Below are 20,720 nucleotides of genomic sequence, written 5' to 3' on the forward strand. Positions count from 1 at the left end.
GACTATCACCTGGCGACGCAACGCGCCGGCGCAGGCCCTCGGCCAGCGTGGAAAAGCTGCGCGCGGCGGCCTCGGTGATGTCGCGGTTCGTCTCGCGTGGCTTGAAGCTCTCGGGATCAAGCCAGATGCGGCGCAGCAGGGCCAGCTTGTCGGGCTGGTCCATCTCCGCGATGCGGACTTCGTGCGTGCGGCTCGGGTGGCCGGTGAACTGCGTGTGGATGCGGATGCTGAGCCGGTCCGACACCACCAGAATCGGCGGATTCGACAGCGCCAGGCTGTAGCTCAGCACCTGCCGGAGTGCGGCGTCCAGGTTCTTGCCGGGCGCCTTGTTCTCCCACGCGAACACGCCGCGCATGAACACGTCGGCATAACCGGTGCGGCCACCCACGACATTGCTCTTTTCCTCGAAGTGGTAGCCCTCAACGCTGCCGGGCTTGGGCACATCCAGCAGCTCGCACAGGTCGAGGAAATGGCTTTGCGCGCCCTGCTCTTCGTTGAGTGCATGGGCCGGGCCCGGCACGCCGCCCGGCGCGCCCCATTTGGCGATGAAGTCTTGCGGGGTCATGCGGGGATGACTTTCAGTAGCCGCGCAGCAGCATGTCCAGCGCGGTTTCGATGGCGAGCGCCTGCGCGCCGGCCGACGCCACCGCATCGCGCAATTCGCCGACGTGGAACACGGCCACACCCAGCGGATGCAGATGCACCGCCTCGCCCGCCACGCTGATGACGGGGTTGAAGCGCTCGGTCAGGCCCGGGATGACGCCGGGGCGCACGAGGGGCACGCACACGCGCTGCGCAAAGCGGTAGAGCAGGTCGCTCTGGATTTCGAGCACGTAGGGGAAGACGGGGCGATCTTCGGCAATCGGATTGGGATGGATGTCGAACCGCGCCATGAGTCAGGCGCCGCGCCAGCGCCGCACGCGCTGCGAGTAAGGCTCGTGCTGGCTGGCCCAGGCGTTGTACTGCTCGATCTCGGTGGCATGCGCATCGGCCCAGGCCTGGGTGGATTGCGCGCCGCCCTGCGCTGCGGCATGGCCGTTTGCCGCATACGGAACGGCTTCCTCTTTCGCCATCGGTACGACCTTGACTGGCGTGAGCGTGACGCTGCCATCCGCGGCCGTCTTCAGGTCGAACAACTGGCCCGCGTATTTCTTTCCCAGCGAAATCTGGCCGCTGGCGCCGACTTCCTTGAGCATGGTTTCCTCCGTGGATTTACCATGCCATCATGCGGCATGACGAGACAAGTGTCAATCGACGGGCTGGCTGCGGCTATCGCGTGGCGGCGATTTTCTGCAGCCGGTACAGCGCATCAAGCGCCTCGCGCGGGCTCAATGTATCAGGATTCAGCGCTGTAACGGCCGTCTCCAAAGGGCTAGGTGCTACTGTTTCGGTAGCAATCGGCGCGGCGAACAAATCCACCTGGGCGCGGGCGTCAAGCTGCTGCGTCTCCAGCGCGGCGAGCGCGGCGCGCGCGTGGTTGAGCACGGCGGTGGGCATGCCCGCCAGCTTGGCAACCTGGATGCCGTAGCTCTTGCTGGCCGGGCCGGCCTGGATCTCGTGCAGGAACACGATGTCGGCGCCCGACTCGGCGGCGCTCACGTGCACGTTGACGGCCGCGTGGTGTTTGGCCGGGAATTCAGTGAGCTCGAAGTAGTGCGTGGCAAACAGCGTGAAGGCCTGGGTCTTGTCGTGCAGATGCGCGGCGATGCCCGAGGCCAGCGCGAGCCCGTCGAAGGTCGAGGTGCCGCGGCCGATCTCGTCCATCAGCACCAGCGAATGCGGTGTGGCCGCATGCAGGATGTGCGCGGCTTCCAGCATCTCCAGCATGAAGGTCGATTGCGCATTGGCCAGGTCGTCGGCCGCGCCGATGCGGGTGTGGATGGCGTCGATGGGCCCGAGCCGGCAGGCCTGCGCCGGCACGTAGCTGCCCATGGCGGCGAGCAGCACGATGATCGCGACCTGGCGCATGTAGGTGGACTTGCCGCCCATGTTGGGGCCGGTGATGACCTGCATGCGCGCCTTCAGGCCCAGGTGCGTGTCGTTGGCGATGAAGCTGCCGCCGCTGGTTTCGGCCAGGCGCGCCTCCACCACCGGATGGCGTCCGCCCTGAATTTCGATGCAGGGTTCGCGCGCAAAAGTCGGCGCGCACCAGCCCAGCGTGAGCGAGCGCTCGGCCAGCGCGCACAGCGCGTCCAGCGCGGCCAGCGCGCGCGCCAGCTGGCTCAAGGCGGCGATGTGCGGCTGCAGCTGGTCCAGCACCTGTTCGTACAGCCACTTCTCGCGCGCCAGCGCGCGGTCCTGCGCGGAGAGCGCCTTGTCTTCGAAGGCCTTGAGCTCGGGCGTGATGAAGCGCTCGGCGTTCTTCAGCGTCTGGCGCCGGCGGTAGTCGTCGGGCACCTTGGCCGCCTGGCCCTGCGTGACCTCGATGTAGAAGCCGTGCACCTTGTTGAACTGCACGCGCAGATTGGCGATGCCGGTGCGGGCCTTCTCGCGCGACTCCAGGTCGAGCAGGAACGCGTCGCAGTTGTCCTGGATGGCGCGCAGCTCGTCGAGCTCGGCATCGAAGCCCGTGGCGATCACGCCGCCGTCGCGCACCAGTGCGGCCGGCTCCTCGGCAATGGCGCGCGTGAGCAGTGCGGCGCAGCCCTCGGGCGGCTGCGCCTGCTGCGAGATTTGAGTCAAAAGTGCCGCCAGCCCAGAGCAGGCGGGGGTCAGCAGCTCTGATTTCTGTAGCGCGATTTGCAGCGCCACGAGTTCGCGCGGGCGCACCTGGCGCAGCGCGATGCGGGCCGTGATGCGCTCCACATCGCTGGTGCCCTTGAGCTGCTCGCGCAGCCGCTGCCAGGGGCCGGCGCCGTCGCTGCCGCGCAGGGCCGTGATGGCGTCGAGACGCTGGCGCGCCTCGACGCGGTCGCGCCGCGGCTCCAGCAGCCAGTTCTTCAGCAGGCGGCTGCCCATGCCGGTCATGCAGCTGTCGAGCAGCGAGAACAGCGTGGGGGCCGTCTCGCCGCGCAGGGTCTGTGTGAGTTCCAGGTTGCGCCGGGTGGACAGCGGCAGGTCCACGGTGTCATCGTCGCGTTCGACCTTGAGGCTTTGCACATGCGAGAGCGCCCGGCCCTGCGTGTGCTCGCAGTAGCCCAGCAGCGCGCCGGCGGCCGCATGGGCCTGCGGCAAGGCGTCTGCGTCCCAAGCCACCAGGCTGGCGACCTGGAGCTGCTCCTGCAGCTTGCGCTGGCCCAGCGCCGCATCGAACTGCCACTCGGGGCGCCGGGTCAGCGACAGGGCGGAGCCATTCGCCGAGCTTTGGCGCAGGGCCTTGAGTTTTTGCTCGAAGCCGGTTGTCACGTCGGCGCTGAACAGCAGCTCGCTCGGGGCGATGCGCGCGACCCAGGCATCGACCTCATCGGGGGCGCACTGCGCCAGGTGCAACTCGCCCTGCGTCACGCTGAGCCAGGCCAGGCCGCAGGTGTTGCGCGCGCCCTGGTGCAGCGCCAGCAGGATCGATTCGGTCTTGTCGCTGAGCAGTTCGCTATCGGTCAGCGTGCCGGGTGTCACCACGCGCACTACCTTGCGCTCGACGGGGCCCTTGCCCGTGACCTCGCCGACCTGCTCGCAAATCGCCACCGACTCGCCGCGCTGGATGAGCCGCGCGAGATAGCTCTCCATGGCGTGGAACGGCACGCCCGCCATCACCACCGGCTCGCCGGCCGACTGGCCGCGCCGGGTCAGCGTGATGTCGAGCAGCCGCGCGGCCTTTTCGGCGTCGCCGAAAAACACCTCGTAGAAGTCCCCCATGCGGTAGAAAACCAGGGTGTCGGGGAAGTCCGCTTTGATGCCGAGGTACTGCTGCATCATCGGCGTGTGGCCTGAAAATGCCGATTCAGGCGTCGCGTTTGAAAAATTCTCTTTTGACATCAATGATTTACGCGATCAGCTCAATTCCAGAAAAAGCGTTTGTTGACGAGCGCTTGCGAAGTGCCGTCATTGTCGGGCAAACAGCTTGTCCGCCGCGGCTTGCACAGTTCTGCGAAGTTGGCGTCCGGTGACCGTCAGCTCATTGCCGGCGCTATTGTCGCCGCGCGGGGTGCCGCGCTCACGCAGGTGCGCCCTGCGAACGCTCATACCAGCGCTTGCTGTTGTTGACAATGCTCACGACCAGCAGCATGACGGGCACTTCGATCAGCACGCCCACCACCGTCGCAAGGGCCGCGCCGGAGTTGAATCCGAAGAGGCTTATCGCTGCTGCCACCGCCAGCTCGAAGAAGTTGGAAGCTCCGATCAAGGCGGACGGGCATGCGATGTTGTGCTTCTCGCCTACTGCCCGGTTGAGCCAGTAGGCCAGCGCGGAGTTGAAGAAGACCTGAATCAGAATTGGCACCGCCAGAAGCGCAATAACGAGAGGCTGCTTCAAGATGGCTTCGCCCTGGAAGGCAAACAGCAGAACGAGCGTTGCAAGCAGGGCCGTGATCGACCAGGGACCGATCTTGGCCATCGTGGCGTCGAATGCCGCTTGCCCCTTGGACAGCAGAGATTTGCGCAGCAACTGCGCCAGGATCACAGGAATCACGATGTACAGGACCACCGAAGTCAGCAGCGTGTCCCAAGGCACCGTAATGGCGGACAGGCCCAGCAGAAACGCGACCAGCGGCGCGAAGGCAATCACCATGATGCTGTCGTTGAGCGCGACTTGCGAGAGCGTGAAGAGCGGGTCACCCCCGGTGAGGCGGCTCCACACGAATACCATGGCGGTGCAAGGCGCAGCGGCGAGCAGGATGAGGCCGGCGATATAGCTGTCGAGCTGATCAGGGGGAAGAAGGGGCGCAAACCAGTGGCGGATGAAGAGCCAGCCGAGGAATGCCATCGAGAAGGGCTTGACGAGCCAGTTCACAAAGAGCGTCACGCCGATGCCCTTGACGTGCCTGCGCACGTCGCCGAGGGCGGAGAAGTCCACCTTCACCAGCATCGGGATGATCATCACCCAGATCAGCAGGCCCACGGGCAGGTTGACCTGCGCGATCTCCATGCGTCCGATCGATTGAAATACGCTTGGGAGGAATTGACCCAGCGCGATGCCCGCGAAGATGCAGAGAAAAACCCAGACAGTCAGATAGCGCTCGAACACGCTCATGGGCGCGCCTGCCGCCTGCCTGGCGATGGTTTCGCATGGGACGCTCATGTCAGTCCTTTGCGAGTTCACGGGCAGTCGACTGCAAGACCGCCTTTTCGAGCTTGTCGGCGGGCAGATTGATCATTAGCTCCAACCGGCGCCTGATCATGTGAACAGTCTTGCGGAAAGCTTCGAGCTTTTCCGCGTCGGGCGCGTTGCCTTCGGATGGGTCGGCGTAGCCCCAATGCGCCGTGGCGGGGTGTCCCGGCCAGATGGGGCAGACTTCGCCAGCGGCGTTGTCGCAGACGGTGATGATCAGGTCCATCTTGGGCGCGTCGGGCGTCGCAAATTCATCCCAGCTCTTGCTGCGAAGCCCTTCGATGGAAATGCCGGCCTTTTGCAAGACCTGCAAACCCAGTGGATGGGGCTTCTGGTTCTCGCGCGGGCTGCTGCCAGCAGAGTAGGCATGGAAGCGGCCACGACCCATGGCGTTGAGCAGGGCTTCGGCCACGATGCTGCGCGCGGAATTGTGCGTGCAAAGGAACAGGACGTTCAAGGGTTCTCCTTGGCCTAGGGTTGGCAGTCGCAAGCCGTCGCCGCAGGGCTCAGGCAAGCAGCTCCCTGGCAGCAGTTTTCGGTGAGGTAGCTCAGCAGCTCGTTCATGGTGGCGAACGACGCGCGATAGATCAGGTTGCGCCCCTGCCGCTCCTGGCTAATGAGCCCGGAGTGAACGAGCTCCTTGAGGTGGAAGGACAGCGTGTTGGGTGCGACCTCCAGTTGATCGGCCAGAATTCCCGGCGTGAGGCCGTCATTGCCTGCCACGACCAACGCGCGGAAGACTCGCAGGCGCACTTCCTGGGCCAAGGCAGCGAGGGAGCGGACAACGTCCACTTCTTTCATAAAAAGACTATACAACGATAATGGAATTATTGTAAAGTGCTTTGGCAAACAGTCCGGGCCAGGCTTTGCGACAACCATCGGAATAAGGCCTGCTCGCGAGAGGGCTTCCATCAATTTCAAGGGAACCAACATCGGAGAAAGATCGTGCTCAAAATTCTCATCGCTTCCTGCGTGCTATCGGTGTTTGCCGCAAGCATCAATGCCCAGACCATGGATCGCCCGGCCATGGACCATTCGAATATGGACCACGCGGCCCATATGAAAATGACAGCCGACGCGCAGCGGCAAGCAGAGGTCTCCGAGCGCGGCAGGGACGTGATGCCGTTCGACCTGGCCGCCACGACCCACATATTCACCAGGACAGCCGAAGGCGGAACGCAGCAGGTGGTGGCCAGGAAGTCCACGGACGCCGCCGAGGTGAAGCTTGCGCGCCAGCACCTGAAAGAGATTCGCGAGCAGTTCCTGAAAAGCGACTTCTCAGGGCCGACGCACATCCATGGCCAGGACATGCCAGGGCTATCCGATCTCAAAGCCGCCAAGCCTGGACAAATCGCCATTGACTACAAAGATGTCAAAGGGGGAGGACAACTGACCTATAAGACGGCAGATGCAACCCTGGTGGCCGCGCTGCACAAGTGGTTTGCTGCCCAGCTTTCCGACCACGGCAAAGACGCCATGGAGGGGCACGCCCTCCACCGGCCCATGAACTGAAGCAAAGCGGGCATTTTCTGCACCTTCGCTTATGAGAACCAGCGCAGAAACGCAGCCGCCGCCAGTGCGGTCATGCCCAATGCCGCCAGCATGCGCCAGATCAGGGCGGCGCGGCGATCAATCCGCACAGCGCGCGAGCGCAGCAACACGATGATCAGCCCAACCGCCGTTACTGCGCACAGCACCTTGACCGCCAGTGCTGCCGCCGCGATGTCGTGGATGTCAGGCAACTGGCCGTAGAAATGCAAGCTGACCAGCCCGAACAGCGCGCCGCTGGCGATCTGCACGGCCCAGCCTGACAACACCAGCCAGAGCACACGCCGCTCGCGCTCGGGCCGGCCGGCGCTGACGACGTAGAGCGGCACGGCGACCACGGTTACGGCGCCGAAGTTGTGGGCGACCTGGGTCAGCGCGTAGGCGAGGTTCTGCAGGTCCAAGCCGGCTACTCGACGCTGACGTTGACGCAGCGCTGCAGGCCAATGGGCGTGTGGGCCTTGTTGACGACCTTGATGCAGATGGCGTGCTGGCCGGCAGCCAGGGACTCCAGGGTGTAGCTGCCCTTGAGCTGGCGCAGGATCCCCACCTCCTTGTCGTCCACGTAAACGTGCACATGGTCGCCCCGGGGCCCGGGCACCACGTCGTACACGAGCTGGGTCTGGTTCATCACGTCGAGCTTTGCGCCATCCTTCGGCGACGTGATCGTGACCGAACCTTCGACAGCTCCGGCGACGGGTGTCAGGAAAAAAGACCCCGACAGCAGGGCGGCAAACAGGGCGACGATGGGCAGGCGGATCATGGCGTCTCCAGTGCGATAGGTGCAGCCGAACGGTGGCTGACAGTGTGAAGCATAGCCCCGCTTGTCTTTCAGCGTCTTTGGCAGTCAGGTTGGCCATGCCGCTTGGTTTATGCTGGCGGCCTGATCAACCCAAGGAACCGAGGAAATTTCATGGCCCTGTGCCTGCGACGCGCGTTCTCGTGCGCCATTTTGCTCATCGCCGCGCAGGCCGCCCTGGCGCAAGGATCCGCGAACGTGTTCCTGGAAGACGTGACCTGGACCGAGTTGCGCGACGCGTTGGCGGCGGGCAAAACGACGGCGATTATTCCGATCGGCGGGACCGAACAGAGCGGCCCCTACGTCGCACTGGGCAAGCACAACGCGCGCGTGAAGCTGCTGTCGCAGCGCATTGCGCAGGCGCTGGGCAATGCGCTCGTTGCGCCCGTCATCGCCTATGTGCCGGAGGGCGGCTATGCGCCGCCGACCTCCCACATGAAGTTTCCCGGCACCCTGACGGTATCTGACGACGTGTTCGAGAAGACGCTGGAATCGGCGGCGAACAGCCTGAAGGTGCACGGCTTCAGAAACATCGTTTTCCTGGGCGACCACGGCGGCTATCAAAACGATATCCGGCGCGTGGTGGTCCGCCTGAACAAGGCCTGGTCCGGCTCGCCGGCACGGGCTTTCGTGCCGGCGGAGTATTACGCCGCCAGTTCCGACGGTTATGCGCAGATCCTGCGCCAGCACGGGGTGCGCGATGACGAGATCGGCACGCACGCGGCGCTGGCCGACACCTCGCTGCAGCTCGCGGTCGCGCCCCAGATGGTGCGGCTGCAGCAACTGCGCAGCGCGCCCAAGCCCGGCGCTGCCGACGGTGTGTACGGCGGCGATCCGCGCCGCGCGTCGGCCGAACTCGGCCAGCTGGGCGTGGATGCGATCGTCTCGCGCACCGTGGCCGCCCTGAAAAAAGACACGGCGGCGCGCTGATGCGCCGCCGGCCCCGCTTTCCTTTCATCAACTCCTTTACTTTCAAACGGAATCCACCATGACCTTGATTTCTCGTCCCTTGTCCCGCCTGGCTGCGCTTGCGCTGGCGGGTCTGTGTGCCGCCGGCGTCGCTGCCGCCGCCGCGCCGGTCGTCACGGTGCCCGGCATGCCGCCCGTGGTGAACCCGGACAACCTGTACAGCGAAGTGGGCGCCGGGCGCCTCAGCGCCGCGGTGGCGGGGGCGCTGCCCCGGGTGTATGTGCCCAATGTGCGCTCCAACGACGTCTATGTGATCGATCCGGCAACGTTCAAGGTGGTCGACAAGTTCCGTGTGGGTTTCAGCCCGCAGCACGTCGTTCCCTCGTGGGATCTGCAGACCCTGTGGGTGGCCAACAATGCCGAAGGCCGGCCCGACGGCAGCCTGACGCCGATCGACCCGAAGACCGGCAAGCCCGGCAAAGCGGTCAGTGTGGACGACCCCTACAACATGTATTTCACGCCGGACGGCAAGGAGGCCATCGTGGTGGCGGAAGCCTATGCGCGGCTGGATTTTCGCGATGCGCACACGATGGCGCTGAATTCGAGCCTGAGCGTGCCGCAGTGCAAGGGGATCAACCACGCCGATTTTTCGATCGACGGCAAGTTCGCGCTGTTCACCTGTGAATTCGGCGGCAAGCTGGCCAAGATCGATCTGGTGAACCGCAAGGTCGTGGGCTACCTTGAACTCGACAAGAAGGGCATGCCGCAGGACATTCGCAGCTCACCCGACGGCCGGGTGTTCTACGTAGCCGACATGATGGCCGACGGCGTCTATCTGGTCGACGGCGACAGCTTCACGAAGGTGGGCTTCATCAAGACCGGCGTGGGCACACACGGGCTGTACCCGAGCCGCGACGGCACGAAACTGTACGTCTCGAATCGCGGCACCAACCGCATTCACGGGGCGCGCCGCGGCAAGGGCAGCGTCTCGGTGATCGACTTCGCCACGCGCAAGGTGCTCACGACCTGGCCGATTCCGGGCGGCGGCAGCCCCGACATGGGCAACGTCAGCGCGGACGGCAAGATGCTGTGGCTGTCCGGCCGCTTCGACGATGTGGTGTATGCCATTGACACCACGACGGGCGCGGTCAAGTCGATCAAGGTCGGCATGGAGCCGCATGGCCTGACCGTGTGGCCGCAGCCCGGGCGCTACTCGCTGGGCCATACCGGCAATATGCGCTGATCGGCCCCTACACTTTGACCCGGTCCGCGGCCAGCCGCAACTCGCGCGCCATGGCGCAGGCCAGCGCCAGGCGCCGCAACAGCCAGGGCGTGAGGTCGGCGGCCACCAGCGGGTCGGGCCGCGGCTGGAACGGCTGGCCCGCCACGACCGGCATGGGCTCTGGCCCGGCGCTGCCAGCGTCGGCCCTGGTGCCGCCGCCGGCCAGCTCTTGCTGAATCCGCAAAGACGCCTGTTGCAGTGCCGGAGTCGCTACGCCGAGGTCGAGCTGGGGGTGACGCAGCAGCAGTGATTTGATGGCCGTGAGCTGGGCCAGCAACTGGTAGCTGCGCGCCTGCAGCGTCTCGAGCGGCTCCAGCGGCGGGCGCACCTGGCGCGGCTCGGCCATGGTGCGCTGGATCGCCAGCGTCACGGCCGACAGGCTGTCGTAGGCTTCGCGGCGCGCCAGCCGCCAGGGCAGGTCGGACTTGCGTTCCTTGTCCAGCAGCGCCAGCGCCAGCAGGGCATGCTGGCGCTGGGCCTTCACGCTGCGCTGCACCAGGGCGGGAATCTGGTTGCGCTCCCAGGCCGGCAATATGTAGCTGAACAGCCAGGCGATGGAGGCGCCGAGCAGGGTGTCGGCCAGGCGTTCGCCCATCGCCAGGACGGGCTGCAGGCCGGTCACCAGCAGGTGCACCATGAGCAGGGCGCCGAGCGTTGCCGCGACCGTGGTGTAGAGATAGCGGCGCAGTGCAAAGGCATGGGCCAGCCCCTGGCTCAGCGCCACCACCAGCAAGATGGTGAAGCCGCCCGGGCGGGTCGCCAGCAGCGCCATGACCAGCAGGCAGCCGAGCACGGTGCCGGCCACGCGCGCGTTACGCCGCTGCACCGTTTGCGCCAGGTTGCCGCGCATCACCACCACGATGGAGAAAAGAACCCAGTACCCGTGCCCCGCCCACGGCAAGTGCAGGGAGACCAGATAGCCGGCGCCGACCGCGAGCGTGGCGCGCAGCGCGTAGCGCAGCATCGGGGCGCGCCAGCTCAGTTGCCCCAGCAGGGGCTGCCACGACCAGGTGGTGGCACTCACGAACAGCTGCCACTGCGTGCGCACGTCGGCCAGTTCGGGGCGCACGTCGCCGCGCGCCAGGGCGACCATGCGGGCGGTTTCGTCGTGGATGTGGCCGATGCGGTTCGCCATGCTGTGCAACAGGGCGGCGGAGTCGGGTTCGCCGGTATTCAGGGGAAACGGCTGCGGGCCCGCGCGGGTTTGCGGCGGCAGTGCGCCGTGCAGCCGCTCGCGCAGGTCGGGCACCGGGACGATCGCGTTGCGCGCGCGCCCCAGCAGCAGGTCCAGCGCCAGCTGCTCGAGCTCGGCGGCGGTGGTGTTCAGGGCCGTCTGCAGCAGCGGCAGCGTGGGGGCCGTGGCACTGGCATGGTGGGTCAGCAAAAAGTCCAGGTCCAGGTTGCAGGCGAGCTGGTGGTCGCGCGCCTCGAGCAGGGCGAGCAGCATGGCGGCCAGCCGCTGGCGCTTCGGTGTGGTGGGCGACTCCAGCACCACGTCGCGGGTGTTTTGCAGGTAGTCTGCCAGCGTGATCTGCTGCCCCAGCATGATGGCCAGCAGCGCTTCGTGATCGGGCTCGGGCCCCAAGCGCCGGGCCTGGGTGCGCAGGATCTGTGCGAACGTGACCAGGCATTCGGCCAGCAACTGGGTGCGAAAGAGCTGGTTCAGCACATGGGTGGTGAGCACCGCCCAGATCAGATACAGAACTGCGCCGACCCCGTACCAGCCGGTGTTCATGGCGATTTGTTCGAGCGACGACGGCGGCGGCGCCGCCATGGCGAACAGCATCGAGAACAGCATCGAGAACGTGATGGGGCCGCCGCGCTTGCCCCAGGCCATCAGCATGACGGACAGAAACGTGCCGGCCACCAGCACCAGCCCGAGCTGCACGGGGTCCTGGTGCACCAGCTGTACCAGCACGAACAGCGGCGCACCCAGCAGCGGCGCGGGCAGTATCTGCGTCAGCTTGCCACGGCGCGGCGCCGCGACATCGGGCAGGCTGGTGATCAGGACACCGACCGCGGCGCTGGAGACCGCGACCACGCCGGCCAGCGCGAACACGGCCAGCAAAATCACCAGCAGGCCCACCGATACCGCCAGGCCGTTGGTCACGTACTGGCTGAGCACGACGCGCAGCACCCGGTGCGTGGCAGCGCGCAGCCGGGCGGCCAGCGAGAAGGGGAGGGTCAGGTCAGGCGGGTTCCGGTTCATCATGTGCGCAGCACACTTTACCGGACTGGCGCGTCAGGGCGCCGCAGAATCGGCATCCTTGGGCCGGGCGGGCGCCGGTGCCGGGGCTGAGGGCGACGTGGCCCCTGGCGCCGTGAGCGTCTGGCGCAGCGCGGCTTTTTCGCCGGCGCTGGCAAACTTGCTGTACTTCGCCAAAAGCGGCACCAGCTGGCCGTAGATCTTCGGGTTTGCCGCCAGGCATTCCTTCTGCTCCATGAAGTCGGCCTCGCCCGTGAGGTTGCCGACCAGGCCGCCGGCCTCGGTCACCAGGAGCGAGCCCGCCGCCACGTCCCACGGCTGCAGGCCGGTTTCGAAAAAACCGTCGGTAAAGCCGGCCGCCACATAGGCCAGGTCCAGCGCGGCGGCGCCGGGGCGGCGCAGGCCGGCGGTGCGCGGCATCAGATCGGCCATCATGGCCAGGTAGTTCTTGAAGTTGTCGCCCGGGCGGAACGGGAAGCCGGTGGAGATCAGGCATTCCTGCAGCCGTGTGCGCTTGGACACGCGCAGGCGCCGGTCGTTCATGTAGGCGCCGCGACCGCGCGTGGCGGTGAACAGGTCGTTGCGGCTGGGGTCGTACACGACGGCCTGCTCGACCTTGCCGCGCGAGGTCAATGCAATGCTCACGCAATACACCGGAAAGCCGTGGATGAAGTTGGTGGTGCCGTCCAGCGGGTCGATGATCCAGACGAATTCCGAATCCTTCGCGCCGTGCTCGCTGCCCGACTCCTCGGCCAGGATGCCGTGGCCCGGATAGGCGGTGAGCAGGGTTTCGATGATGGCCTGCTCGCTCGCGTGATCGACTTCGGTGACGAAATCGTTGACCTGTTTTTGCGAAATGCGGATGGCTTCCACATCGAGCGCGGCGCGGTTGATGATGGCGCCGGCGGCGCGGGCGGCCTTGATGGCCACGTTGAGCATGGGGTGCAGATTGGGCGACATAAATTTTGAACCTTGCGGGACAGGCCTTTGGCGCTGTCCCCAACGGGTTGAAGAGCAAAACAAATCTGCCCGGCGATGCGGGCAGCGGCAATGGGGTGATTTTACCTGTCGGCGCGCCGCGCTTCAGTACAGGCAGGTCAGGCTCAATTGCAGCAAGGTGAATCCGGGGTTGGGCTGCTTGATGTCGGCGTTGGAAAAATGCGAGACGCGCAGGCTGGCACGCACGGCGGGCGTGAACTGGTAGCCCACACCCAGGTGGTCGCCGAACTGGAACGCCGTGCTGATGGCCTTGTCGGCAAATTGAGTGCGGCTGACCAGCGTGGGGCCGATCCCGCCTTCGACGAAGAAGCGCCCGCCATCGGGCCACCAGCGCAGCATCGGAATGGCGCTGAGTTGCCACAGGCTGGCAGGCTGGCGCCCCTGCCTGGCATCCCAGTACGACACGCCGAACTCGCCGGTCAGCTCGACCCGGCCGGGGCCGTCCGCCGACCGATGGGTCCATAGCACCGGCGTTTCCCAGCCCAGCGTGGTGCGCAGCGCATCGGTACTCCCGGCCAGTTGCACCATGATGCCGCCGCGATCTGGTGGGACGGCAGACGGTGCGGGCGTGACCTGCGCGCGCGCGCCCGTCGCCAGCATCAGCGCGGCGCCGAGCATGAGAAACCTGAAGACGGCAAGACGACCCATGGTGACCTTCCCAATGTTTTTTCCTGGTGGCGCTCGATGATTCTGCAATCATTCAAGGCGCGCTGCTCGCGGTCCGTGCGGCGACAATGGCAGATCCTGTGGTTATTCGACTTGTCCTGATGCTATTTCTTCGGCGTCCATGAAGACCCGTTTCATTCTGATCAATACCAGCCACGCCGGCAACGTGGGGGCTGCGGCCCGCGCCATGAAGGTGATGGGCTTCGACGACCTGGTGCTGGTCGCGCCGCGCTGGGCCAATGTGCTGCGCCGCGAGGAGACCATCCAGCGCGCCAGCGGGGCGCTCGACGTGCTGAAGAGCGCGCGCATCGTGGCCACGCTGGACGAGGCTTTGGACGGCATGACGCATCTGTGCGCCACCGCGATGACGCCGCGCGACTTCGGGCCGCCCACGGTGGCGCCGCGCGAGCATTTCGAGATGCTATCAAAAGAAGAGCGTAGTGTGAAGACCGTGCAAGGGCTACAGCTTGATAAGACCGTGAATCCGGAGCAGGGCGTGGCGTTCCTCTTCGGCTCCGAGCGCTTTGGCATGCGCAACGAGGACGTGTACCGCTGCCACGCCTGCCTGAGCATTCCGACCAACCCGTCGTTCGGCTCACTGAACCTCGGCGCGGCGATCCAGGTCATTGCCTACGAATGGCGGCTTGCGCTGGGCGGCTTTGCGGTGCAGGACCGGGCCGCGGCGCCGGTGTATGCCGATGCCCGGCAGGTCGGCGGCATGCTGGAGCATTGGGAGCGCACGCTCGTCGATATCGATTTCCTGGACCCCGAAGCGCCCAAAAAACTCGTGCCGCGGCTCAACCAGCTCGTGAATCGTGCGCACATCACCGTGGAGGAAATCCATATCCTGCGCGGCATCGCCAAGGCGGTGGCGCAGGTGGCGGCGCGCGCCAAAGCCAGCACTGACGCGGCTGCTGAGGCGCCGCAGCCGGCAGAAATACCGGCGAAACGCTAGACTCCACGGATGTTTTCGCGCCTACGTTCCGACATTCAATGCATTCTTGACCGCGACCCGGCCGCGCGCAGCACCTGGGAGGTGCTGACCTGCTATCCGGGGCTGCACGCGCTGGTGTTTCACCGCCGCGCGCACTGGTGCTGGGAGCATGGTTTCAAATGGCTGGGGCGTTTTCTGTCGCACATCGCGCGTGGGCTGACCGGCATTGAAATCCACCCCGGCGCCAAAATCGGCGAGCGCGTGTTCTTCGACCACGCCATGGGCGTGGTGATCGGCGAGACCGCCGAGATCGGCGATGGCTGCACCATCTACCAGGGCGTCACGCTCGGCGGCACCTCGCTCTACAAGGGCGTGAAGCGCCATCCGACGCTGGGGCGCGACGTGGTGGTGAGCGCGGGCGCCAAGGTGCTGGGCGGCTTCGTGGTGGGCGACGGCGCCAAGATCGGCAGCAACGCGGTGGTGATCAAGCCGGTGCCGGCGGGCGCCACGGCCGTGGGCATTCCGGCGCGCATCATTTTGTCCAAGGCGGGCGAGAGCGCCGATGTGGCGGCCCCGGAGCGCAAGTTCTCGGCCTACGGCATCACGCAGGAAGACGACCCGCTGAGCCAGGCCATGAAGGGGCTGATCGAGAACGCCTCCTCGCACGAGCACCAGATCGCGCTGTTGTGGCAGGCCGTCGAGACGCTCTCCAGCGCCCGGCCGACCCGCGATTGCGTGCCGGTCGATGCGACGCGCAGCGAAGCCTTCGAGGCCGAGAAGCTGAACCAGCTGGTCGGCAAGTAGGCCGCCCGGCGCGGTTGCGGCTGCGGGCCGAATCCCGGTTATGGCCGCGCGGGGCGCACCGCGCTCTTGGGCCGGAAGGCCTTGCACACTTCGTTGTTTGTTTCCAGGTACGGGCCGCCAATCAGGTCCACGCAGTACGGCACGGCCGCAAAAATCCCCGGCACGATGGATTCGCCCGTGGCGCTCTTCAGTCCTTCCAGCGTTTCCTGGATCGATTTGGGCTGGCCCGGCAGGTTGATGATCAGGCTTCGGTCGCGTACCACGGCGCATTGGCGCGACAGGATGGCGGTGGGCACGAAGTGCAGGCTGATCTGGCGCATCTGCTCGCCAAAGCCGGGCATCAGTTTGTGCGCCACCGCCAGCGTGGCCTCGGGCGTGACGTCGCGCGGGGCCGGACCGGTGCCGCCGGTGGTCAGCACCAGCGCGCAGCCGGCATCCACCAGTTCGATCAGCGCGGCGCTGATGGCGGCCTGTTCGTCGGGGATCAGCCGGGCCTCGAATTGCACGGAGTTCTTCAGCGCGCGCGCCAGCCACTCCTTGAGTGCGGGCAGGCCCTTGTCTTCGTAGACCCCGCTGGAGGCGCGGTCGCTGACCGAGACGATGCCGATCTTGACGGCGTCGAGCGAAGTGGCTTGTGGCGTGTTCATGGTGTCTGTGCTGCCGGCGCGGCGCCGGCCTCCTTGTTGGCGAGCTGCTCCCGCACCAGCTGGAAGATGTCGCGATAGGCGCGGCCATGGCGCGGCGCCTCGCCGGGCTTGCCCGGCCTGGCGTCCTTGCGCGCCTGGCGGATCAGCGCGCGCAACTGCTGGGTGTCGGTTTGCGCAAAGTCGGCGAGCCAGCGGCCCAGCGCGTCCTCATTGGCAATCAGCGCGTCGCGCCATTGTTCGGCCAGGTGCAAATGGAGCGTTTCCTGGGCCGAGCCGCTGTGCTGCTCCTCGAGCGCGGCGCGGATCGCGACCAGCGTCTCGGGGGCTAACTGCCGCATCAGCTTGCCGATGAACTGCATCTGGCGCCGCTTGCCCTCGAAGTTGCTGATGCGCTTGGCCTCCTGCACCGCATCAGCCAGTTTCTCCGACAGGTCCAGCCGCTCTAACAGCTCCGCGCGCAAGGTCAGCAGGTCTTCGCCGAGTTTTTGCAGCTCGGTGCTCTCGCGTTTGAGATCGGTCTTGCTCTGCGCGTCGGTGCCCTTGAGCTCGCGCTTGAGTTCGAGGTCGAGCTCGCTGCCCTCGGCAACGAATTTGCCGTGGACGAAGTAGCCTTTGGTGGGTTTGCGTGACATGGTAGGGTGATCAGGAAGGGCGGCGGCCCCCGGGGCCACTGCGGCAAGTATCATAGCTGTCGATATGAAAAAACCATCCCAAGCTGCCAGCGCCAGCCCCGCGCGCATCGACAGCGGCTTCAGTTACAGCCGCCCGTTTTTCGAAGACCTGGTGGACAGCGCCCTGGCGCACGCCAAAAAGCTGGGCGCCACCGATGCCGGCGCGGAGGCGTCCGAGGGCTGCGGCCTGAGCGTGTCGGTGCGCAAGGGCGAGCTGGAGAACGTGGAGCGCAACCGAGACAAGTCGCTGGGCGTAACGGTCTATGTCGGCAATCGCCGCGGCAATGCCAGCACTTCCGATTTCTCCAGAGCGGCGATCGAGCAGACCGTGCAGGCGGCCTATGACATTGCGCGCTTCACGGCCGAAGATCCGATGGCCGGGCTGCCGGACGTAGAGGACATCGCCACGGTGCAGCCGGATCTGGACCTGTTCCACCCCTGGGCCATCACCAGCGAGCAGGCCGCCGCACTGGCGATGCAATGTGAAGCCGCCGCGCTGCAGACGGACCGGCGCATCACCAACAGCGAGGGCGCGAGCGTGTCGGCGCAGCAGTCGCATTTTTTCAGCGCCCACACGCACGGTTTCCGCGGCGGCTATGCCAGCTCGCGCCACAGCCTGTCGGTCGCGCCGATTGCCTCGTCGCCCGGCAAAAAGCAGGACATGCAGCGCGACGCCTGGTACAGCTCGATGCGCGCTGCCGCCGAGCTGGCGTCGCCCGAGGCAGTCGGCCGCTATGCCGCCGAGCGGGCGCTGAGCCGCCTGAAGTCGCGCAAGATCGCCACCACCGAGTGCCCCGTGCTGTTCGAGTCGCCGCTGGCAGCGGGACTGCTGGGCGGCCTGGTGCAGGCGGTCAGCGGCGGCGCGCTGTACCGCAAGAGCACGTTTTTGCTGGACTCGCTGGGCAAGCCGGTGTTGCCAAAGCACATCGACGTTCTGGAAGATCCGTTCGTGCCGCGCGGCAAGGGCAGTTCGCCGTTCGACGACGAGGGCGTGCGGGTCCGGGCGCGCAAGGTGGTCGATGCGGGGCGTCTCGAAGGCTATTTCCTGAGCACCTATTCGGCGCGCAAGCTGGGCATGAAAACCACCGGCAACGCCGGCGGCTCGCACAACCTGACCCTGACGTCGCGCCTGACGCGCCCGCAGGACGACCTGGACGCCATGCTGCAAAAACTCGGCACCGGCCTGTTCGTGATCGAGCTCATGGGCCAGGGCGTGAACTACGTGACGGGCGACTACTCGCGCGGCGCCAGCGGCTTCTGGGTGGAAAAGGGGCGCATTGCCTACCCGGTGGAGGAGATCACCATTGCCGGCAACCTCAGGGACATGCTGATGGGCATCGAGGCGGTCGGTGCCGATGCCTACAACCACGGCGCCAAGACCGTGGGCTCGGTATTGGTGAACCGGATGAAGGTGGCGGGCAGCTGAGCCGGGTCAGCCCGCCAGCGCGGCCTTCACGGCGGCGCTGACCTGGCCCATGTCGGCCTTGCCGGCCAGTTTCGCTTTGGCGGCGCCCATCACCTTGCCCATATCGCCCGGACCCTTGGCGCCGAGCCCGGCGACGATCGCTTTCACCTCAGCCGCCACCTCATCCAGGCTCAGGCGCGCGGGCAGATAGGCCTGCAGCACGGTTGCCTCGGACGCTTCCTTGTCGGCCAGATCCATGCGGCCGGCCTGGGTGTAGGCGGCAATCGAATCCTTGCGCTGCTTGATGAGCTTGTCCACGATCGCGATCACGGCCACGTCGTCGACCACCACGCGCTCGTCCACCTCTTTTTGCTTGATGGCGGCCAGCAGCAGGCGGATGGTGCCCAGGCGCTCGCTGTCCCTGGCGCGCATGGCAGTCTTCATGTCTTCGGTGATCTGGTCCTTGAGTGACATCGTGTTCTCCGGGAAAAAGGTGTTTGTGCGGCCCAAAAGCAAAAGCCCGCCAGAGCGTCCCCGGGCGAGCTTGTCTTTCTTCTGGTCGATTGCCGCGCGGGCAATCAGGCGGGAAGTCGAATCAGTACAGCTTCTTGGGCAACTGCATCGAGCGGATGCGCTTGTAGTTGCGCTTGACCGCGGCGGCCTTCTTGCGCTTGCGCTCGGCGGTGGGCTTCTCGTAGAACTCGCGTGCGCGCAGTTCGGTCAGCAGGCCGAGTTTTTCGATGGTGCGCTTGAAGCGGCGCAGGGCCACGTCGAACGGCTCGTTTTCTTTCAGACGGATGGCGGTCATTAGGTAATGGTTTCCAAAAATTTGCCGAAACGCTACTTCAGGGAAGATCAGGCCCTGGGGTGCGTGTCCAGCGGTGTTCCCCGTCTCAATGTGGATCAGGCCGACGGGGGTTTGCCAGCAAAGCCTGCGATTATAGTGTTTTTCCGTTTGCAAGTGCCTGCGCGCAGGCAAAAGCGCTGGCCCAGGCCCATTGAAAGTTGTAACCGCCGAGCCAGCCCGTCACATCGACCGCCTCGCCAATGAAATACAGGCCCGGCTGCCTCGACTCCATCGTCTGCGACGACAGGTCGCGGGTGTCCACGCCGCCCGCCGTGACCTCGGCCTTCTTGTAGCCTTCGGTGCCGGTGGGCGTGAGTTCCCAGCGCGCGAGACGTTCGGCCAGCAGCATCAATGCCTTGTCCGGGGCCTCAACGACGGGGCGCTGCCAGCGGCTGTCCTGCTGCACCCAGGCCTCGGCCAGGCGCGACGGCACCAGGGCGGCCAGCTCGTTGGCGATGAGCTTGTGCGAGCTGGCCTTGGCGCGCGCCAGAGCGTGCGCCACGTCGTGCCCGGGCGCCAGGTTGAGCCGGATCGGGGCACCCGCCGCCCAGTAGCTGGAAATTTGCAGTACTGCCGGACCGGACAGGCCACGGTGCGTGAACAGCAGGTCTTCGAGGAAGGTGGTCTGGGCCTTCTTGCCGCCGGTCGAAATCTGCACCGGCAGCGACAGCCCGGCGAGTTGCGCATAGGGCGCCCAGCCGGCGCCATCAAAAGTCAAAGGCACCAGGGCAGGGCGCGGCTGCACCACGCGCAGGCCGAACTGGCGCGCCACGCGGTAGGCAAAATCGCTCGCGCCGATTTTCGGGATGGACAGTCCACCCGTGGCCACCACGATGGAACGGGCCGCAATGATGCCCCGGTCGCTATCGAGTTCATAGCTGGCGGCGCCCGCCACACCTGGGCTGCGGATGCTTTTGATGGCGCAAGGCTGCCAGCGCTGCACGCCGCCGGCCGCGCACTCGGCCAGCAGCATCTGGATCAGGTCTTCGGCCGAGCGGTCGCAAAACAGCTGGCCCTTGTGCTTCTCGTGGAACGGGATGCGGTAGCGCTCCATCAGCGCGGTGAAGTCGCGCGGCGTGTAGCGCGCCAGGGCCGAGCGGCAAAAATGCGGGTTCTCGCCTGAGAAGTTGGCCGGCGTCACGTCGCGGTTCGTGAAGTTGGCGCGCCCGCCGCCCGAGATGCGGATCTTCTCGGCTACCTTCTCGCTATGGTCGAGCAGCAGCACCCGGAGCCCGAGCTGCCCCGCTATGCCGGCGCAGAACAGGCCGGCGGCACCCGCGCCGACGATCATGGTGTCAAATGAATGAGTCAAACAGCCCCTTAACGCTTGCCGGACTTTGGCAAGGGCGACGAAATATAGCGCACGCGGGTGCGATCAGTGGGCCATGTTCGTGCGAGACGCTGCAGAAGGGGCCCCCGATCCGGTTGGCAGGCCGCCGCAGTTCGCTACGGGGATGTCCCGCTGCGCCTGCGCCGATGGGTACGAGGCGGTGAGAATGCCGCTGCCGCCGCCGGACCCTTGGCTGTGGGTCAATCCCGCGGGCGCAGGCCGGTCGATTTCGTTATCGATGGCCGGTGTCAGCGCGAACAGGCCGAGCGCGAGCGCGACGACGCCCAGCCACAGCATCAGTGGCCATTCAACGGAGAGGGTGCGTTTGTGGCCGGACACGGTGTGCCCGCCACGTCTTGCTTTTTTCCGGGTGTGCATGAAGTTTCTCCTTCAGGCAAAAGTCAGCAAAATCTGGTTCGGTGGACCGCCTTTTCGCGACCACGGCCGCGCGGCGTGGCCGACAACGTAGT

The 20,720-nt window shown here is 66.1% G+C and carries 24 protein-coding genes; 6 read left to right on the forward strand and 18 right to left on the reverse strand.

Annotation, left to right across the window (positions count from 1 at the left end; translation table 11 throughout):
* From B0E49_RS06270 to B0E49_RS06300, 7 genes are all read right to left on the reverse strand, one after another.
* Window positions 1–565, reverse strand: a 565-nt coding sequence (locus tag B0E49_RS06270; protein WP_353647344.1) for a type IIL restriction-modification enzyme MmeI, incomplete at its 3' end; no start/stop codon positions are given.
* 13 nt (window positions 566–578) lie between these two features.
* Window positions 579–893 carry a CcdB family protein gene (locus B0E49_RS06275; protein ID WP_077561315.1) on the reverse strand — a complete coding sequence of 105 codons (315 nt, stop codon included), beginning with the start codon at window positions 891–893 and terminating at the stop codon, window positions 579–581.
* A 3-nt stretch (window positions 894–896) separates the two neighbouring features.
* The gene (locus tag B0E49_RS06280) at window positions 897–1,196 is read right to left on the reverse strand and encodes a hypothetical protein (RefSeq protein WP_077561317.1); all 300 of its coding nucleotides are present in this window, start codon (window positions 1,194–1,196) and stop codon (window positions 897–899) included.
* A gap of 73 nt (window positions 1,197–1,269) precedes the next feature.
* Window positions 1,270–3,915 (reverse strand): DNA mismatch repair protein MutS, encoded by a 2,646-nt coding sequence (gene mutS / locus B0E49_RS06285; protein ID WP_286137845.1) that lies wholly within the window; start codon window positions 3,913–3,915, stop codon window positions 1,270–1,272.
* Between the two features lie 178 nt (window positions 3,916–4,093).
* A complete protein-coding gene (gene arsB, locus B0E49_RS06290) occupies window positions 4,094–5,176 on the reverse strand; it encodes an ACR3 family arsenite efflux transporter (RefSeq protein ID WP_174571078.1) in 1,083 nt (360 codons plus the stop codon).
* Window position 5,177: 1 nt separating this feature from the next.
* Window positions 5,178–5,663 (reverse strand): arsenate reductase ArsC, encoded by a 486-nt coding sequence (locus B0E49_RS06295; RefSeq protein WP_174571073.1) that lies wholly within the window; start codon window positions 5,661–5,663, stop codon window positions 5,178–5,180.
* A 14-nt stretch (window positions 5,664–5,677) separates the two neighbouring features.
* Complete coding sequence (locus B0E49_RS06300) at window positions 5,678–6,007, reverse strand: ArsR/SmtB family transcription factor (RefSeq protein WP_077561532.1); 330 nt, start codon at window positions 6,005–6,007, stop codon at window positions 5,678–5,680.
* Between the two features lie 144 nt (window positions 6,008–6,151).
* Here B0E49_RS06300 and B0E49_RS06305 point away from each other — a divergent pair, with 144 nt between their 5' ends.
* Window positions 6,152–6,718 (forward strand): aspartate carbamoyltransferase, encoded by a 567-nt coding sequence (locus B0E49_RS06305; RefSeq protein ID WP_077561320.1) that lies wholly within the window; start codon window positions 6,152–6,154, stop codon window positions 6,716–6,718.
* 29 nt (window positions 6,719–6,747) lie between these two features.
* Here B0E49_RS06305 and B0E49_RS06310 read toward each other — a convergent pair whose 3' ends face one another.
* Together B0E49_RS06310 and B0E49_RS06315 are read right to left on the reverse strand one after the other, a co-directional pair.
* Entirely contained in the window at window positions 6,748–7,155 is a 408-nt protein-coding gene (locus B0E49_RS06310) for a hypothetical protein (protein WP_077561322.1), read from the reverse strand.
* Window positions 7,156–7,160: 5 nt separating this feature from the next.
* Window positions 7,161–7,514 carry a hypothetical protein gene (locus B0E49_RS06315; protein ID WP_077561324.1) on the reverse strand — a complete coding sequence of 118 codons (354 nt, stop codon included), beginning with the start codon at window positions 7,512–7,514 and terminating at the stop codon, window positions 7,161–7,163.
* 150 nt (window positions 7,515–7,664) lie between these two features.
* Here B0E49_RS06315 and B0E49_RS06320 point away from each other — a divergent pair, with 150 nt between their 5' ends.
* On the forward strand, window positions 7,665–8,480 hold the full coding sequence (locus B0E49_RS06320; protein ID WP_077561326.1) for a creatininase family protein: 816 nt from the start codon (window positions 7,665–7,667) through the stop codon (window positions 8,478–8,480).
* Between the two features lie 58 nt (window positions 8,481–8,538).
* Window positions 8,539–9,702, forward strand: a complete 1,164-nt coding sequence (locus tag B0E49_RS06325) for a YncE family protein (RefSeq protein ID WP_144264466.1) — start codon at window positions 8,539–8,541, stop codon at window positions 9,700–9,702.
* A gap of 7 nt (window positions 9,703–9,709) precedes the next feature.
* On the opposite strand, the gene B0E49_RS06330 is transcribed toward B0E49_RS06325, so the two are convergent.
* The 3 genes from B0E49_RS06330 to B0E49_RS06340 form a co-directional block, all read right to left on the reverse strand.
* Window positions 9,710–11,953 carry an FUSC family protein gene (locus tag B0E49_RS06330; protein ID WP_353647345.1) on the reverse strand — a complete coding sequence of 748 codons (2,244 nt, stop codon included), beginning with the start codon at window positions 11,951–11,953 and terminating at the stop codon, window positions 9,710–9,712.
* A 30-nt stretch (window positions 11,954–11,983) separates the two neighbouring features.
* On the reverse strand, window positions 11,984–12,907 hold the full coding sequence (locus B0E49_RS06335; RefSeq protein ID WP_077561330.1) for an inositol monophosphatase family protein: 924 nt from the start codon (window positions 12,905–12,907) through the stop codon (window positions 11,984–11,986).
* Between the two features lie 123 nt (window positions 12,908–13,030).
* Entirely contained in the window at window positions 13,031–13,594 is a 564-nt protein-coding gene (locus B0E49_RS06340; RefSeq protein WP_144264467.1) for an acyloxyacyl hydrolase, read from the reverse strand.
* Window positions 13,595–13,733: 139 nt separating this feature from the next.
* Here B0E49_RS06340 and B0E49_RS06345 point away from each other — a divergent pair, with 139 nt between their 5' ends.
* Both B0E49_RS06345 and cysE read left to right on the forward strand, forming a co-directional pair.
* Entirely contained in the window at window positions 13,734–14,567 is an 834-nt protein-coding gene (locus B0E49_RS06345; RefSeq protein WP_077561332.1) for an RNA methyltransferase, read from the forward strand.
* A gap of 9 nt (window positions 14,568–14,576) precedes the next feature.
* Complete coding sequence (cysE, locus tag B0E49_RS06350) at window positions 14,577–15,350, forward strand: serine O-acetyltransferase (protein WP_077561334.1); 774 nt, start codon at window positions 14,577–14,579, stop codon at window positions 15,348–15,350.
* A 38-nt stretch (window positions 15,351–15,388) separates the two neighbouring features.
* On the opposite strand, the gene mog is transcribed toward cysE, so the two are convergent.
* Both mog and yjgA read right to left on the reverse strand, forming a co-directional pair.
* On the reverse strand, window positions 15,389–15,997 hold the full coding sequence (gene mog, locus B0E49_RS06355; protein ID WP_077561336.1) for a molybdopterin adenylyltransferase: 609 nt from the start codon (window positions 15,995–15,997) through the stop codon (window positions 15,389–15,391).
* Window positions 15,994–16,629: a ribosome biogenesis factor YjgA gene (yjgA, locus tag B0E49_RS06360; RefSeq protein ID WP_077561338.1), complete on the reverse strand. Its 636-nt coding sequence runs from the start codon at window positions 16,627–16,629 to the stop codon at window positions 15,994–15,996. Before yjgA ends, mog begins: the two co-directional genes overlap by 4 nt.
* A 64-nt stretch (window positions 16,630–16,693) precedes the next feature.
* Between yjgA and pmbA the strand changes: the two genes are divergently transcribed.
* A complete protein-coding gene (pmbA, locus tag B0E49_RS06365) occupies window positions 16,694–18,094 on the forward strand; it encodes a metalloprotease PmbA (RefSeq protein ID WP_077561340.1) in 1,401 nt (466 codons plus the stop codon).
* Between the two features lie 6 nt (window positions 18,095–18,100).
* Here pmbA and B0E49_RS06370 read toward each other — a convergent pair whose 3' ends face one another.
* From B0E49_RS06370 to B0E49_RS06385, 4 genes are all read right to left on the reverse strand, one after another.
* Entirely contained in the window at window positions 18,101–18,547 is a 447-nt protein-coding gene (locus tag B0E49_RS06370; protein WP_077561341.1) for a GatB/YqeY domain-containing protein, read from the reverse strand.
* Between the two features lie 121 nt (window positions 18,548–18,668).
* Window positions 18,669–18,881 carry a 30S ribosomal protein S21 gene (gene rpsU, locus B0E49_RS06375; protein WP_077561342.1) on the reverse strand — a complete coding sequence of 71 codons (213 nt, stop codon included), beginning with the start codon at window positions 18,879–18,881 and terminating at the stop codon, window positions 18,669–18,671.
* A 130-nt stretch (window positions 18,882–19,011) separates the two neighbouring features.
* Window positions 19,012–20,211 (reverse strand): BaiN/RdsA family NAD(P)/FAD-dependent oxidoreductase, encoded by a 1,200-nt coding sequence (locus B0E49_RS06380; RefSeq protein WP_077561344.1) that lies wholly within the window; start codon window positions 20,209–20,211, stop codon window positions 19,012–19,014.
* 84 nt (window positions 20,212–20,295) lie between these two features.
* Window positions 20,296–20,628, reverse strand: coding sequence for a hypothetical protein (locus B0E49_RS06385; protein ID WP_144264468.1), 333 nt, complete (start codon window positions 20,626–20,628; stop codon window positions 20,296–20,298).
* Window positions 20,629–20,720 lie beyond the last annotated feature (92 nt).

Source organism: Polaromonas sp. C04 (assembly GCF_002002705.1).
Lineage (GTDB): Bacteria > Pseudomonadota > Gammaproteobacteria > Burkholderiales > Burkholderiaceae_C > Rhodoferax_A.